The organism is Dyadobacter sp. HNCC25DJ186 (assembly GCF_056895235.1).
Window position 1 is genome coordinate 234,057 of sequence record NZ_JBXHAS010000007.1, and the last position, 16,023, is coordinate 250,079.

At 42.0% G+C, this 16,023-nt stretch carries 11 protein-coding genes; 6 read left to right on the top strand and 5 right to left on the bottom strand.

Going from position 1 to position 16,023, the window contains the following annotated elements; genetic code table 11:
- Nucleotides 1-5 precede the first annotated feature (5 nt).
- The 5 genes from AC1XUO_RS20880 (at nucleotide 6) to AC1XUO_RS20900 (ending at nucleotide 7,431) form a co-directional block, all read left to right on the top strand.
- The gene (locus tag AC1XUO_RS20880) at nucleotides 6-935 is read left to right on the top strand and encodes a DUF4249 domain-containing protein (RefSeq protein ID WP_483331712.1); all 930 of its coding nucleotides are present in this window, start codon (nucleotides 6-8) and stop codon (nucleotides 933-935) included.
- Between the two features lie 161 nt (nucleotides 936-1,096).
- Complete coding sequence (locus AC1XUO_RS20885; protein WP_483331713.1) at nucleotides 1,097-2,215, top strand: DmpA family aminopeptidase; 1,119 nt, start codon at nucleotides 1,097-1,099, stop codon at nucleotides 2,213-2,215.
- A 107-nt stretch (nucleotides 2,216-2,322) separates the two neighbouring features.
- Nucleotides 2,323-2,727 carry a hypothetical protein gene (locus AC1XUO_RS20890; protein WP_483331714.1) on the top strand — a complete coding sequence of 135 codons (405 nt, stop codon included), beginning with the start codon at nucleotides 2,323-2,325 and terminating at the stop codon, nucleotides 2,725-2,727.
- Between the two features lie 147 nt (nucleotides 2,728-2,874).
- Entirely contained in the window at nucleotides 2,875-5,850 is a 2,976-nt protein-coding gene (gene secDF / locus AC1XUO_RS20895) for a protein translocase subunit SecDF (RefSeq protein ID WP_483331715.1), read from the top strand.
- Between the two features lie 129 nt (nucleotides 5,851-5,979).
- Nucleotides 5,980-7,431 (top strand): amino acid permease, encoded by a 1,452-nt coding sequence (locus AC1XUO_RS20900; RefSeq protein ID WP_483331716.1) that lies wholly within the window; start codon nucleotides 5,980-5,982, stop codon nucleotides 7,429-7,431.
- A gap of 157 nt (nucleotides 7,432-7,588) precedes the next feature.
- Here AC1XUO_RS20900 and lhgO read toward each other — a convergent pair whose 3' ends face one another.
- The 5 genes from lhgO to recQ form a co-directional block, all read right to left on the bottom strand.
- Nucleotides 7,589-8,788: an L-2-hydroxyglutarate oxidase gene (gene lhgO / locus AC1XUO_RS20905; RefSeq protein ID WP_483331717.1), complete on the bottom strand. Its 1,200-nt coding sequence runs from the start codon at nucleotides 8,786-8,788 to the stop codon at nucleotides 7,589-7,591.
- 94 nt (nucleotides 8,789-8,882) lie between these two features.
- A complete protein-coding gene (locus tag AC1XUO_RS20910; protein WP_483331718.1) occupies nucleotides 8,883-10,079 on the bottom strand; it encodes an anhydro-N-acetylmuramic acid kinase in 1,197 nt (398 codons plus the stop codon).
- Nucleotides 10,080-10,154: 75 nt separating this feature from the next.
- The gene (locus AC1XUO_RS20915; protein WP_483331719.1) at nucleotides 10,155-11,351 is read right to left on the bottom strand and encodes a PSP1 domain-containing protein; all 1,197 of its coding nucleotides are present in this window, start codon (nucleotides 11,349-11,351) and stop codon (nucleotides 10,155-10,157) included.
- A 15-nt stretch (nucleotides 11,352-11,366) separates the two neighbouring features.
- Nucleotides 11,367-12,656 carry a phosphoribosylamine--glycine ligase gene (gene purD, locus AC1XUO_RS20920; protein WP_483331720.1) on the bottom strand — a complete coding sequence of 430 codons (1,290 nt, stop codon included), beginning with the start codon at nucleotides 12,654-12,656 and terminating at the stop codon, nucleotides 11,367-11,369.
- Between the two features lie 66 nt (nucleotides 12,657-12,722).
- Nucleotides 12,723-14,933, bottom strand: coding sequence for a DNA helicase RecQ (gene recQ / locus AC1XUO_RS20925; protein ID WP_483331722.1), 2,211 nt, complete (start codon nucleotides 14,931-14,933; stop codon nucleotides 12,723-12,725).
- Nucleotides 14,934-15,026: 93 nt separating this feature from the next.
- On the opposite strand from recQ, the gene AC1XUO_RS20930 reads away from it, so the two are divergent.
- The gene (locus AC1XUO_RS20930; protein ID WP_483331723.1) at nucleotides 15,027-16,001 is read left to right on the top strand and encodes a KpsF/GutQ family sugar-phosphate isomerase; all 975 of its coding nucleotides are present in this window, start codon (nucleotides 15,027-15,029) and stop codon (nucleotides 15,999-16,001) included.
- The last annotated feature ends 22 nt before the right edge of the window (nucleotides 16,002-16,023 follow it).

A 16,023-nucleotide genomic window follows, 5' to 3' on the forward strand; every position in this document is an offset into this window, starting at 1 on the left:
CAGCCATGAAAAAATATAAATTCTTAACAACCAATATCTTCAAATCTTTAATGTTAATGCTTACGATCGCAGGGTTGTCGGGCTGTGAAGATGTTATTGATCTGCAAACGGAAGCCGGGCCGACACAATTGGTCGTAGATGGCTGGATAACTAATCAGCCAGGAACCCAAACCATTACCCTGACATGGTCGTCGGCGTACTTTGACAAAGATCCTATTAAGCCGGTTTTAGGTGCAAAAGTTACAGTGACGGATAATCTTGGTAAAGTATACGAATTCAAAGACAGCACCGGGAGCGGAAAATATACCTGGGGCAAATTAAATTCAGATACTCTGGGACATATTGGTGGAAAATACACGCTTAAAATCGAACACGAACAAGAAGTTTACACCGCGAAAAACGAGATTAAAAGAGTGCCGAAAGTCGATTCTTTGGTTTATACAAATGAAACACTTCCATTCACGCCGGAAGACGGGCAAAAAAAGGGCTACATAGTTGAATTCTATGCACGTGATTTTATCGGAACAGGCGATACCTACTGGATTAAAGAAGTATTGAACGGAAAAACGAATGTTGATAAAGCGGAGAAAATATCTATTGCTTATGACGCAGCTTTTGGCGCAGGTGCTCCTTCCGATGGTTTGATCTTTATCCAGCCGCTGAGAACATCCATTACCTATGATTCCTTGTATCAGGCAGGCAGCCACGTCGGTGTCGAACTGCATAGTATCACCAACGAGGCATTTTACTTTTTGCAGCAAATAGTAGAGCAAAGTGCAAACGGAGGTCTATTTGCCACGCCGATCGCCAATATCAAATCGAATGTTGTTAACGCAGATCCTAATGGAAGGAAAGCACTTGGATATTTCGGCGCTTCGGCCGTAAGCAGGATGGAAACTGTTATTGATCCAAAAAAAGCACGACCAGAGGATTGATCCGTTGATTGATTTTTTATTAAAACGATATTTGTAAGCCTTCTTATTAAAGCCGTCAGAGATTATTTCTGGCGGTTTTTGTTTTTATAAACTGCCGCTAGTGATTCCTTTGCCGGATTAAATGTTCTTTTTGTATCTTGGAAACTCAATAAATCTGACTGATGAAAAATTCACTCCTCGTTCTCCTGCTCTTAACCACAATTTACGCCAATGCGCAAAAGCGCCCACGCGACCTTGGAATTAAAATCGGTGTTTTGCCAACCGGGACTTTCAACGCGATCACGGATGTCACCGGTGTGAAGGTTGGCCAGGTGACTTTGGTCAATGGAAAAGATGTCAGAACCGGTGTTACAGCTATTTTGCCAAGAGAAGGAAATCTTTTTCAACAGAAAGTCCCGGCGGCAATTTATATCGGAAATGGTTTCGGGAAACTTGCAGGTTACTCTCAGGTGGAGGAGTTAGGGACGATGGAAACACCCATAATTTTAACAAATACATTAAGTGTTCCCACAGCCGCCGATGCTTTAATCGACTGGACGATTAATCAAAAAGGAAATGAAAATGTGCGTTCGGTTAATCCCGTGGTTGGAGAAACAAATGATGGTTTTCTAAATGATATACGCGGAAGACATGTCAAAAAAGAACATGTGTTACAGGCTTTGTCAAACGCGCAAACCGGGAAAGTGGAAGAGGGAAATGTTGGCGCCGGAACAGGAACTGTTTGTTTTAATTTTAAAGGAGGTATCGGAACGTCTTCCAGGAAATTGCCTGCAAAACTTGGTGGATATACCGTCGGGGTTTTGACACAAACGAATTTTGGCGGAGTTTTAAAAGTCAATGGTGTGCCGGTTGGGGAAGAACTTGGAAAATATGCTTTCAAGGAATCGCTTGACAAATCGTCTGATGGATCTTGTATGATGATCATCGCGACGGATGCCCCATTGGATGCGAGGAATTTGAAACGATTGGCAAAACGTGCCATTATGGGTATGGCTGAAACCGGCGGCATCGCTTCTAATGGTAGTGGGGATTATGTTATTGCCTTTTCAACGGCGTACCAAATCCCGCATGAAACAAAAGAAGGAACTTCCAGTGTCAGACTTTTGCATAACGACTACATATCTCCGCTTTTCATGGCGACCATTGAGGCCACTAACGAGGCCATAATTAATTCATTGTTTATGGCAAAAAATTCTGACGGCACCCAAGGCCATGCCGTTGAAGAATTGCCGAAAGAAAAAGTCCTGGAAATGATGCGAAAATATGGCAGATTGAAGTAAAACTTATTTATCCTTCTCATTATTTCCTATTTGCCAAAATCTTAATTCAGATTAATATGGCAAACCACTTGCGATTGTAATATTTTGGTTTAAAATTTGCGGTTTAAATGAAGACCCAAATCGTGAAGACAAAAAAAGTTATTAACCAGACAATTAGCTTACTGCTAGCCACCATGCTTTTGATGGTAGCCGGAGCTACGTCATGGACTAATAGCAGCGATACGGTTCAGCAGTTTTCAAAAAGTGCCAAGGCGATCAAAGGAGTTTCTAATGATGCAGCGGCTGGCACACCTGACGATCACCAGGCAACCGTAAGTGCGCTTGCACTGGATGCGGTTATTACGCCGGCACTGTCTTTTGACTTCTCTCACTACTTTTATTTTGCCCCGCAGCCCGTTTGGCAATTTATTGAAAGCCAACAAATTGTTGAAGTTGCTCTCCGGGAGTCGTATTTCCTGTTCTCCTGTTTCAGCAGGGTTTTTGCCCGATATATAGTCACCAACGCCCCGTGACAATACTTCGTTGATCATGTAGATTGAAATTAATATGTCGCCAACGTATGCGACACATACTTTTTCATTCTCAGATCTATAATTTTTGCATTGGACGATCCGTCCGGAAACATATCTATTTGAAAATTTCACAATTTTTACAAAACAATGACTAACAAGAATGGAATAATTGGGCTAACCATTGTGTTGGCTCTTATTAGTGCCTATTATCTTTCTTTTACGTTTGTTTCGCGTAACATAAAAGGAAAGGCTGAGACCTTCGCAACGGATGCGTCGGGTAAAGTTGATAGCAAGAAAAAACAGCGTTACATTGATTCTTTATGGCGCGAAGAAGTATACCTGGGCCAGACTTTGCAGGAAGTTACTGAACGCGAGCTTAGCCTGGGTCTTGATCTTCAAGGTGGTATGCACGTGGTTTTGGAAGTTTCACCTGCTGAGATCTTAAAAGGTATGGCTGGTGGAAATGCACGCAGCGCGTCGTTCCAAAAAGCTTTGGCAGCTGCGCAGGCAGATAAAAAGGCGGATAACAATGCCTTCGTTAAGATTTTCGTTTCAGCATTTAAAGATGCTGCACCGAATACAAGTCTTGCAAGCGTATTCGCAACAAGTGCAAACCGCACAAAAATCAACAGCAATTCATCTGATGGTGATGTAGTTAAAATGCTGAATACGGAAATTGACGGTGCGATTGACAGAGCATTCCAGATCACTCAGGCTCGTATCGATAAATTCGGTGTAACTAACCCGAATATTCAACGTTTGCCAGGTACAAACCGCGTTTTGGTTGAACTTCCAGGTGTTGACAACCCGGAACGTGTTCGTCGTCTTTTGTCTGGTGCTGCGAAATTGGAATTTGCTCAGGTATATCTTACCAATGAACTGGCTCCTGCAATTGATCAGCTGGGAAGTTACCTGGCTCGTGAAGATGCAAGAGTTAAATCTGCCGGAAAGCCTGCAACTGCTGCTGCAACAACTGATACAACTGCAAAATCAGGTTTAAGCGGACTGGCTGCACAGCTTGAACAAAAAGGAGATTCGTCTAAAACAGACTCTTCTGCTATAGCTGCACAAAGTGCTGCTTTGACAAGTCTTTTTGTTCCAATGCCACAAGGTTTAGGTGTTTATTTGAAAGATACTGCACGTGCAAATGAAATTCTTTCACGTCCTGAGGTTCGTACCATGTTCCCCGCCGACCTTGTTTTTATGTGGGATCGCAAAGGAACAGAAGGTACTAACAACCAACTGATCCTGCCATTGTATTTTATCAAAAAACAAAATGGCCAGGCTGCAATGGAAGGTGACGTGATCGTGGATGCAACGCACGATTATGATGATCGTGGCCGTCCGGAAGTAACCATGCGCATGAATGGCGAAGGCGCCCGTAAATGGCGGACATTGACAGCCAACAGCATTGGCCGTCCGGTTGCCATCATTATCGATAATCTTGTTTACACTGCGCCAACGGTACAAGGTGAAATTCCAAATGGTAACTCAAGTATTACTGGAAACTTCACGGTTGAAGAAACAAAAGATATGTCAAATGTGCTTAAAGCGGGTAAGTTACCAGCTCCAACGCATATTGTTGAAGAGGCGATTGTTGGTTCTACATTAGGTTCAGAGGCAATTACTGCCGGTATTTTGTCATCAGTAATTGGTCTTGTAGTTATCCTGGTGTTTATGGTGGCTTATTACAGCGGCGCAGGTTTCATTGCTGACTTAACACTTCTTTTAAACCTGTTCCTTCTTTTAGGCATTATGGCTTCGCTTGGAGCTGTACTTACACTTTCAGGTATTGCCGGTATCGTATTGACGATTGGTATGGCCGTGGATGCGAACGTACTGATTTATGAAGGGATCAAGACGGAAATTGCAGATGGGAAACCTTTCAAACTAGCCGTTCAGGATGGTTTCAAACATTCGATGACAGCAATTATTGACTCGAATGTAACAACACTTCTAACGGGTATTATCCTTTATACATTCGGTTCAGGACTTGTTCTTGGTTTTGCTACTACGCTTGTAATTGGTTTGCTTACTTCTTTGTTCACTGCAATTTTTATTACAAGATTGTTTCTTGAATATCAGATCACGCATGGAAAAGTTTACAAATTCTATTCAGGATTGACTAAAAACTGGTTTAAGGATAATAATTTCGATTTCGTTTCTCAACGCCGCCGTTTTTATATCATTTCTTCTGCCATCATGGTTATTGGTGTTGGATCTTTCATCTTCAAAGGATTTGGATTAGGTATCGATTTTAAAGGCGGGCGTTCTTATGTTGTACGTTTCGACAAAAATGTTGAGACTGACGAAGTGCGCGAAGTAATGGGAAAAGAGCTTGAAGGCTCGCCGGAAGTAAAAACCTTCGGAGGATTTGACCAGGTGAAAATTACTACCGATTATCTGATTGAAGACACTGCTCCTGATGCTGATCAAAAAGCTGAAGCGAAAATTACAGCTGGTATATCCAAAATTACAGGCAACCCTGGAAAGATCGTAAGTTCTAATAAAGTTGGACCAACCATTGCCTATGACACAATGATCAATGCGTTGTATGCGATTCTTCTGGCTTTGGCTGCCAACTTTGTTTATATTTTCCTGCGATTCAAACGACTTGCATTTAGTTATGGTGCAGTGGTGTCGCTTGCACATGACGTGATTATCCTGCTTGCCGTTTATTCACTATTCAACGGATGGTTGCCATTCTCATTGGATATTGATCAGGCATTTATCGGAGCTATCCTGACTATGATCGGTTATTCTATGAATGATACGGTTGTAATTTATGACAGAATCCGTGATTATCTGAAAGACGATAAAGCAACAACGGAAACTTTGCCAACGATTATCAACAACGCCTTGAACAGTACTTTAAGCCGTACAGCGGTGACAGGTATTTCTGTAATGCTTGTATTGATTGTTTTAATGGTATTTGGTGGTGAAGTAATTCGCGGATTTACATTCTGTATGTTACTGGGTGTGATCGTAGGTACATATTCTTCCCTATTCGTTGCTGCACCGATTGTTGTAGATATTTTACAGCGTGAAAAAATCAAAAACGCTTCTCTGGCGACAGCGGATGCTGCAACGGCAGCTGCTAAGGCGAAAGGAGTAAAAGCATAAGTATTTTAGATAATAAAAGGGGGAAAGTATTTTACTTTCCCCCTTTTATTTTTAAGCTTGGGTAGACTTAGCAAATTTTATTTTAGTTTTATAACATATTGAAATAATAACTACAATCAGAAATATTATATGGCAAATCAACTTTGGGTAAAAAAGCCAATTGAAAAATTAATGCTCGAGTCGAGCGGAGAGGGAAACCAGCTAAAGCGATCCCTGAGTTCGACGAGTTTGATAGCACTGGGCATTGGAGCAATCATTGGTGCTGGCCTTTTTTCCCTAACCGGAATTGCAGCCGCAGAACATGCCGGCCCTGCTGTAACCATTTCATTTATCCTCGCAGCCGTAGGTTGTGGGTTTGCAGGTTTGTGTTATGCTGAATTTGCGTCCATGATCCCTATCGCGGGAAGTGCCTACACCTATTCTTACGCTACCATGGGAGAATTTGTAGCCTGGATTATCGGATGGGACCTTGTACTTGAATACGCCTTGGGAGCCGCCACAGTTTCGGTAAGCTGGTCGCGTTATCTGCTTGAATTTTTAAGCTCTTTTGGCATTCATCTTCCTGCACAATTGGTATGTTCTCCTTACGAAGTTGTAAAGCTAAGTGACGGTACGATTATCGATAATGGTATTGTGAACTTACCTGCCATTCTTATTATCTGGGTATTGTCATTACTTTTGATCAGAGGTACTCAGGGATCGGCTTTTCTTAATAATATTCTTGTTTGTGTAAAAGTTGCGGTGGTTTTGGTTTTCATCGCGTTAGGATGGAGCCATATCGATCCACAAAATTATGTGCCTTATATACCTGAAAATACCGGGAACTACGAAAATTTTGGCTGGTCTGGTATTGCTACCGGTGCTGCGGTTGTATTTTTTGCTTTTATTGGTTTTGATGCCGTTTCTACGGCTGCTCAGGAAGCTAAAAATCCGCAGAAAGGTATGCCGATCGGTATTCTTGGTTCACTCGTTATCTGTACTTTGCTTTACGTGCTTTTCGCTCACGTGATGACTGGTCTCGTGAAATATACTGAATTCGCGAATGATGCAAAACCTGCTGCTACTGCGTTTGCAAAAACAGGTTATGATACGCTTCAGACTGGTTTGATTATTGCAATTCTTGCTGGTTACACATCGGTAATGCTTGTGATGCTTTTGGGACAAAGTCGTGTATTTTATTCTATGAGCAAAGATGGTTTGCTTCCAAAATTCTTCGGTGCGATTCATCCAAAATTCAGCACACCGTGGAAAACAAATCTTTTCTTTATGATTTTTGTAAGTTTATTTTCAGGGCTTGTGCCTGTTAGTGACTTGGGTCATATGGTAAGTATTGGTACCTTATTCGCATTCTGTCTGGTATGCGTAGGTGTTTGGATGCTTCGCGTAAAACGTCCTGATCTTAAACGCTCATTCCGCACACCGTTGGTTCCTTTTGTACCAATTATGGGAATCGTGGTTTGTTTATATCTCATGTATTCATTACCAATCGAAAGCTGGTATCGTCTAGCGATCTGGCTTGCACTGGGTCTGGCTGTATATTTTGGATATGGAAAGAAAAATAGCAAGCTGTCGAATGAGTAACGTCGGCTTTCAGCTGTCAGCGACCAGTTCTATTACCTTGAAATAATAAAAAAAGTCCTTACATCCGGAACCGGAATTGTAAGGACTTTTTTATTTTCCGAAAGCCGAAAGCCGAAAGCCGAAAGCCGAAAGCCGAAAGCCGAAAGCCGAAAGCCAATTAAATTCTTGCCAACACTCTTTCTGATACGGTTTGTCCGATAGAAAGTGAAGAAGTGGCAGCTGGCGAAGGTGCATTGCAAACGTTGATAGCGCCCTTGTTTTCAATGATTGAGAAGTCGTCCAGCAAGCCACCGTCGTAATCACAGGCTTGTGCCCGAACGCCTGCGCCGCCCGGAATTAAGTCATCGCTTTGTACTTCCGGAATCAATTCCTGCAAAGCTTTTGTAAAAGCTGCTTTGGAAAAAGAGCGATAATATTCTCCCATACCCGTTTTCCAGTACTTCATTGCTACTTTTCTGAAACCTGGCCAGGCCAGTGATTCGAGCATTTCGGGCACATTGATATCGGTTTTTTTGTAGCCTTCTCTTTTAAATGCAAAGACAGCATTGGGTCCCGCTTCCACGCCTCCTTCAATCATTCTTGTAAAGTGAACACCCAAAAATGGAAAGTTTGGATCAGGTACTGGGTAAATAAGATTTTTGACCAAATGATGCTTTTCCGGGCGTATCTTATAATATTCTCCCCTGAAAGGAATGATCCTCAATTTGATCTCTTCGGGTTGTGTCAACTGGGCTACTTTATCAGAATACAAGCCGGCACAATTAACGATAAGTCGCGTTGTATAGGCTTTCCCCGAGGCAGTAATTACTTCGCTCGAAGCATTCTGGTTTTTTATATTTACCACTTTTTCCAGAAACCTGATTTCACCTCCAAGCCGTTGAAATTTTTCAGCATATTTTTGGCTGACAGCTGTATAATCAATGATGCCGGTATAAGGCACCCAAATTCCCTCCAAACCGTTTACATGCGGTTCCCTTTCGCGAATTTCTTCTTTTGAGATCATCCGGTTTTGGCTTAAACCGTTCTGCTGTCCACGCTCATAAAGATTCTTTAACAATGGAATTTGCTCTGACTTGGTAGCCACAACAATTTTCCCGCAAAGGTCATAAGCAACACCTTCCTGATCACAAAAATCCAGAAGCATTTCATAACCGCGAATACAATTCGTTGCTTTTAAACTTCCCGGTTTGTAATACAATCCTGAATGAATAACACCACTGTTATGTCCGGTTTGATGTTTGGCAACGCCGCTTTCCTTTTCAAGAAGCAGCAATTTTAAGGAAGGTTTTTGTTCTTTGATACGAAGGGCAGTGGCCAGGCCAACAATCCCACCGCCTACAACGATGATATCATACATGCGACAAGAATATTTTTTTGCAAAGAAACAGCTTGCAGACAAATAATGCTGTATTAAAATAGGAATAACAGTTTTATTTACTCAGCAGAAGCCATTATCCCGGAAACGAAATCTTTCCCATGGAAACACTTGGCACCCCTTCCCGATCACCAAAATCCATACCGGAACCAGCTATCGTTTCATTTGCCAATACAGCAAAAAGGACTGCTTCTTTGGCATCTCCGGATACGCCTAATTCGTCGATCAAGCTAAGCTGGCAATTCTGTAATTGTTCCCGAATGGAGGCCATCAGGACCGGATTATGAGCTCCGCCGCCACTTGCATAAATGTTATAAGTTTCATCAGGTTTCATTACCCGCTGAATCGCGCTTGAAATTGTGTCGGCACTAAATCGGGTTAAAGTGGCCAGAATATCTTTAGGAGAAATTTCCTGTAAATTATGCTGGTCAATCATACTGCTGATAAAATCAATATTAAAAACTTCCGGACCGGTTGTTTTTGGAAAAGGCGCTTCAAAAAATGAGAGTGACTTCAACGCTTCCAACAGCGTGTTATTAACATTTCCACTGGCTGCGATAAGTCCATTTTCGTCATAAGGTTTACCAAAATATTTTCTGGTGAAAGCGTCAATTAACGTGTTGCCAGGGCCGGTATCGGTGGTGAAAATAGCGGACGGATTCAGAGAACCAGGTAAAAAAGTGAAGTTGGCAATGCCGCCCATATTAAGCAAAATCCGGTTTTCTCCTTTTTTAGAAAAAAGGAAAAAATCTCCATAAACTGCCAAAGGAGCACCTTCTCCACCGGCAGCAATATGTTTTTGACGAAAATCACTCAGTGTTATAATATTCGTGGTAATTGCAATATGATCGCCGTCCCCAATCTGTAAAGTGGAATTAGGAAAATCAGGAAGGTTATGCTGTTTTTTAGGTGCGTGAAAAACCGTCTGCCCGTGGCTTGCAATCAGGTCAATTTCTTCCGCCGCAACGTTCCATTGTTTTAAACATTCCAGAATTATACGACCATGTTCCAGACCGATGAAGGGATTTAAAACACATAAATGCTGAAAGTCAATCTCCCGTTTGGCGAAAATCTTACGAATGTTGTCTCGAAATTCTTCTGTGAAAGGAACAGTTGCAAAATGTTCTACTTTTAGAATGGTATCAGTTCCGCTTCCCTGCACGTTACAAAGGGCAACATCAAGTCCGTCGAGTGAAGTGCCGGACATTAATCCTATGATGCGCCTGGAAGGCTTACTGGCAATGTCTGCCAGACGAATTACGTGATTTTTCAAGAGTTTAGAATTTTAGGCTGGCTGTAAGAGAAAATAAGCTGCAAAATATCATTTTTGCAGCTTATTTTCTTGTTTTTATTGAGGTGTAGAAGGCGTGGTTGCCTGCGGTGGTTTGGCACCGCGGTTTTTATTACCATTCCTGTTTTTCTTCTTTTTCTTCTTTTTCTGTTCCTCGCTATACTTGCGGTCAAGATTGGCAAGATCACTATTCAGGGACTGCGCTCCTTTTTCGATTCTCCTTTCCGGTTCCGGAGTCAGGATTTCCAACGATTCAGGAATAATATCCTTTTTATTTAAGTCTATAATTTCAAGTACTTTATCTATCGCAACCGGATACCAGTTTGTGTCTTTTTCAAAACCAAACCACATGATCTTTCTGAAAATATCAGTCTTTTGAAGCGTCGCGACTCCCTTTTTCGTTTTCAGAGGCGCATCGATCGTCGGAATATCTCTTAAAGCATCGATATAAGTTTCGAGCTCATAGTTCAGACAACACTTCAACCGACCGCATTGTCCTGAAAGTTTTGCAGGATTCAGCGAAAGGTTCTGATAACGCGCGGCTGACGTCGAAATATTTTTAAAATCCGTAAGCCAGGTCGAACAGCAAAGTTCTCGTCCGCAAGAACCCAATCCACCCAGGCGGCTGGCTTCCTGACGAAGACTGATCTGTCTCATCTCGATCCTGACCTTAAATTCGGACGCAAGAGATTTGATCAGTTCCCGGAAATCGACACGTTCCTCAGACGAATAGTAAAACGTAGTTTTGGTATTATCCGACTGAAATTCAACGTCAGATAACTTCATATTCAGTTTCATCTCACGGATGATTTCCCGTGTGCGATAAAGCGTTGGCATTTCTCTTGCCATCGCCTGCGTATGTTTATCCAAATCTTTCTCGTTGGCAACTCTGTAAATGACATGAATGTCATCACTGATCGCAACGTTTTTACGCTTCATCTGAAGGCGTACAAGTTCACCTTGCAGAGACACAGTCCCTATATGCTGGCCGGAGGCCATTTCACAAACAACATAATCGCCTGTGACAAAGTCTACCTGATTTATATTACGGAAATATTCTTTTCGTCCGCCTTTAAATTTTACTTCAACAACGTCAAACTTCTGGCTTGCAGGCACATCCATGTGGCTGAGCCAGTCGAAAACGTTCATTTTATTACATCCACCTGTACCACAGGTTCCATTACTTCCACATCCTGAGACGGCCGATCCTTCTTTAGTACCGCACCCGCCGGATGCACATGATCCACATCCCATAGTTCATCGTCTTCATCAAGAGTTATAACGAATTAAATCCATACCGATGTCGTGTCTGAAATATTTTCCCTCAAACTGTATAGCTTGCGCAGCACGCTGCGACTTATGAACCGCATTTTCAAGCGAATTGGCAACGCCGGTTAAAACCATAACTCTGCCACCATTCGTCACGACTTCGGTATTTGCATTAAATGTAGTTCCTGCATGAAACAGAAATACATCTTCAACCTTTTCCTTTCCGGAAATTACTTTGCCCGTTTCATAATCTCCCGGGTATCCACCAGATACCAGAACAGTCGTCACTGCGACCTGAGGGGAGATATTCATTTCGATATCCTGTAATGTACCTTTGGCAGTTGCTGCCAGAAGTATAAGGAAATCAGACTGAATACGCGGCAACACTACTTCTGTTTCAGGATCGCCCATACGCACATTGTATTCAATAACGTAAGGCTCACCTTTGATATTCATTAAACCGATAAATATGAATCCTACATATTTAATTCCTTCACTTTTCAAACCGTGAAGGGTTGGCTTAACAACTTTTTCTTCAACTTTTCTTAAAAAATTGGCATCCGCGAAAGCAACAGGTGAAACGGCACCCATTCCTCCGGTATTAAGCCCGGTGTCGTTTTCTCCAATTCTCTTATAATCCTTTGCTTCCGGCAAGATTTTATAGTTCTCTCCATCACAAAGCACAAACACTGACAATTCTATTCCTTTAAGGAATTGCTCAATAACAACTTTATTTCCTGCCGATCCAAATTTTCCATCAACAAGCATCTCCGTGAATGCATCCTGCGCGTCCTTATGTTTCTCGGCAATGATCACTCCTTTTCCGGCTGCAAGACCGTCCGCTTTCAACACAATTGGCAATGGATGGCTTTCAAGATATTCAAGTCCGCTTTCCAGAGTTTCAGCCGTAAAAGTTCGGGATGATGCAGTCGGGATGCCGTATTTCTGCATAAACTGTTTGGAAAAATCCTTGCTTCCTTCCAGTTGTGCGCCAGCCTTATTAGGCCCGATTATTTTTATTTTACTAAGATCAGGGCGACTTTCAAAGTAATCTACAACGCCATTTACCAGAGGTTCTTCCGGCCCTACAATTACCAATTCAATCTCATTTTCAATAACAGCTGCTGCAACCGAATCAAAATCATTGTAAGAAATCGGAAGGTTTGTTGCTATTTCTGCAGTACCGGCATTTCCCGGTGCTACAAATAAACTGTCACAAAGAGGGCTTTGGGCGATTTTCCAGGCAAAAGCGTGTTCTCGGCCTCCTGAGCCCAATATAAGTATATTCATAACTTGGATAAAAATAATTCTGACAGACTGTAAGGGTAACAGGCAAAATCCTTGCCTGTATATGAACTAGTTTGCCAATTCCGATAAAAACTTAATACGCATCAATCTTAATTCCTCTTCGCTAACGTCGTCGTTCGAAAATTCGTCTAATGCGGCTGCAATGTTATCTGTTTCAGCATTCATGAAATAATCATAAATATCCTGCTGTCTTTCCTTATCAATCACCTGATTGATATAGTAGTCAAGATTTAATTTTGTTCCAGAATAACAAATATGTTCAACTTCTTCAATGATATCGCTCAGTGCCATATCCTTCACATCAGCGATCTCGTCCAGACTTACTTTTCGATCTACCTGCGAAATGATAAAAATCTTGATCTTGGACTTATTAACCGTTGATTTTATGACAACATCCTTCGCCGTTTCAATATCATTCTCTTCTACGTACCGCGTGATAAGTTCAATAAACTGACGACCGAACTTCTGCACTTTCCCCATCCCGACGCCATTAATCTGGGCCATCTCCTGTTGCGTGGTTGGATAAGTAGTAGCCATTTCTTCCATAGACGGATCCTGGAAAATAACATAAGGAGGCAAATCCTTTTCTTTGGCAACTTTTTTACGAAGTGCTTTCAGCATACCTAAAAGCGCCTCATCGTATGCATGTGCACTGCCGCCGGCTACGGAATCCGCACTGTCATCTTCAACTTTTACCTCTTCTTCTTCGAAGTTATGGTCTTTGTGAAGCGTTACGGGATAAGGGTCATTGATGTAATTAAGCCCTTTTTCACCAATCTTGATGATACCGTAATTTTCAAGATCTTTTTCAAGATAATTTAAAATTACCAGTTGACGGATTGTAGAAAGCCAGTACTCCCGCGACTCATTCATTTCCAGCCCTTTGCCGAAAACATCCAGTTTATCATGCTCATAACTGCGGACATACTGATTATCTGTCGCTGTGATCAGATCAGTGATATGATCTCCGTCAAAACGCTGCTCAGTCAATTGAACTGCACGAAGGACCAGTACGACCTCCTCCTGAACTTTTCTTTTCTCCGTTGGTTTCAGACAATTGTCACAGAAACCACAATCTTTATCAAGATACTCTCCAAAATAACTTAAAAGCTGTCTTCTGCGGCAAACGCCCAAAGTCGAATAAGCTACCATCTCATTCAACAAATGGCGTGCATTATCTCGTTCGGTAACCGTTTTGTCTTTATTGAACTTTTCCAGCTTTTGAATATCGTCGTAGCTGTAAAACATGAGACAGTTACCTTCCAGTCCATCCCGTCCGGCGCGGCCCGTTTCCTGATAATATCCCTCCAGTGATTTTGGCACATCATAGTGAATAACAAACCGAACATCCGGCTTGTCAATTCCCATTCCAAAGGCAATTGTGGCAACGATTACGTCTACTTCTTCATTCAAAAATGCATCCTGGTTAGCCATACGCGTATTGCTGTCCAGTCCTGCATGGTATGGAAGCGCTTTTACATCGTTTACGGAAAGTAATTCTGCAATTTCCTCAACTGTTTTGCGGCTCAAACAATATACGATACCAGACTTACCCTTGTTGTTGCGGACATAGCGGATCAGTTGTTTCTTGGTATCTTTTTTCGCACGTATTTCGTAATAAAGATTTTTACGGTTAAATGAGGATTTGAAAGTTTCAGCTTCCTCCATTTGCAGGTTTTTGCGGATATCCTGCTGAACTTTGGGCGTAGCGGTAGCCGTTAAAGCAATAATTGGAAGATTACCGATATTCTCAATAATACCGTAAATGCGGCGGTATTCAGGGCGGAAATCATGCCCCCATTCAGAAATACAGTGCGCTTCATCAATCGCGACAAAAGATATTTTTACTCTTTTCAAGAATTCCAGATTCTCTTCTTTCGTCAAAGATTCCGGCGCTATGTAAAGCAACTTCAGACTACCGTCTAATGCGTCATTTTTTACACGGGTCATTTCCGCCTTTGTCAGCGTCGAATTCAGGAATTGCGCGTTAATACCAAACGCGGTCAATTGATCGACCTGATTTTTCATTAGCGCAATAAGAGGTGATATAACAATGGTCATACCATCCGTAACCAGTGCAGGTAACTGGTAGCAAAGCGATTTTCCTGCTCCGGTTGGCATAATAACAAATGTATTTTTGCCTAACAGGATGTTTTGAATTATTACTTCTTGCTCTCCCCGGAACTGACTGTAACCAAATATTTCTTTGAGTCTTTCTTTTAACGTGTCTAAAACGACATTATCAACCTGCTTTACCATACTTTGTCAACAAAATGGATATCCCAAAGTTCTCTATCTTTGCCTTTGATCTTAATAATTGGAATTCGTTCTCAATAAAACTGTAATTCAGATTTGAAATTAATAAAAAATATTCAGTCCATCGCAAAGAATGTGATACTGCAGGAAGCTATTGCTTTACAGAATCTTGTTGAAAGGATTGATGAAGAATTTGAAAAGTGCGTATATGCCATTTTAAATTCGGGAGGAAGGGTTGTAGTTTCCGGAATCGGGAAGAGCGCAATTGTGGGCCAGAAGATCGTGGCGACCTTGAATTCGACCGGTACTCCGGCATTATTTATGCATGCGGCAGACGCAATTCATGGCGATTTAGGCATGATTCAGGATAATGACGTCGTGATGGTTTTGTCAAAAAGCGGAGATACACCTGAAATTAAAGTTCTGGTTCCTTTACTTAAAAGAACAGGCGTACCGATTATCGCGATGGTAAGCAACACGGATTCTTATCTTGCCCAGCATTCACAGTTTGTATTGAATGCACACGCGCCTGTTGAGGCAGATTCCCATAATTTGGCACCGACAACGAGTACGACCGTTTCTATGGCACTGGGTGATGCTCTCGCGATCTGTCTGCTCGAAGCGAGAGGTTTCACACGGCAGGATTTCGCCAGATACCACCCGGGAGGTGCTTTGGGGAAAAGGCTTTATCTGAAGGTTTGTGATATCTATCCCAACAACACCCTTCCAATTGTTGATGAAAATGCTTCTTTGAAACAGGTTATTATGGAAATTACTTCAAAAAGACTTGGAGTTACTGCCGTAAATAATGCCGAAGGAAAAATGGCTGGAATTATCACGGATGGAGATTTACGTCGCATGTTAAATCAACATGCAGGAGAGGAATTGCTACATCTGCGGGCTTGTGATATCATGACGGCGTCCCCTATTTGTGTTGATCCGGAAGATTTCGCGGTCACAGCTTTGGAAATTATGCAGTCGAGGAGTATCACGCATGTCGTTGTTGTTGAAGGAAATATCGTAAAAGGATTTGTCCATTTACATGATTTACTGAGAGAAGGTTTAGTGTGATCGGAAAGTAAGATTATGCAAA

Bases quoted from the DNA above. Each gene is read 5' to 3' on its own strand.
- AC1XUO_RS20885 (WP_483331713.1), top strand. From the start codon at position 1,097: ATGAAAAATTCACTCCTCGTTCTCCTGCTCTTAACCACAATTTACGCC.
- purD (WP_483331720.1), bottom strand. From the start codon at position 12,656: ATGAATATACTTATATTGGGCTCAGGAGGCCGAGAACACGCTTTTGCC.
- AC1XUO_RS20880 (WP_483331712.1), top strand. From the start codon at position 6: ATGAAAAAATATAAATTCTTAACAACCAATATCTTCAAATCTTTAATG.
- AC1XUO_RS20915 (WP_483331719.1), bottom strand. From the start codon at position 11,351: ATGGGATGTGGATCATGTGCATCCGGCGGGTGCGGTACTAAAGAAGGA.
- AC1XUO_RS20890 (WP_483331714.1), top strand. From the start codon at position 2,323: ATGAAGACCCAAATCGTGAAGACAAAAAAAGTTATTAACCAGACAATT.
- secDF (WP_483331715.1), top strand. From the start codon at position 2,875: ATGACTAACAAGAATGGAATAATTGGGCTAACCATTGTGTTGGCTCTT.
- lhgO (WP_483331717.1), bottom strand. From the start codon at position 8,788: ATGTATGATATCATCGTTGTAGGCGGTGGGATTGTTGGCCTGGCCACT.
- recQ (WP_483331722.1), bottom strand. From the start codon at position 14,933: ATGGTAAAGCAGGTTGATAATGTCGTTTTAGACACGTTAAAAGAAAGA.
- AC1XUO_RS20900 (WP_483331716.1), top strand. From the start codon at position 5,980: ATGGCAAATCAACTTTGGGTAAAAAAGCCAATTGAAAAATTAATGCTC.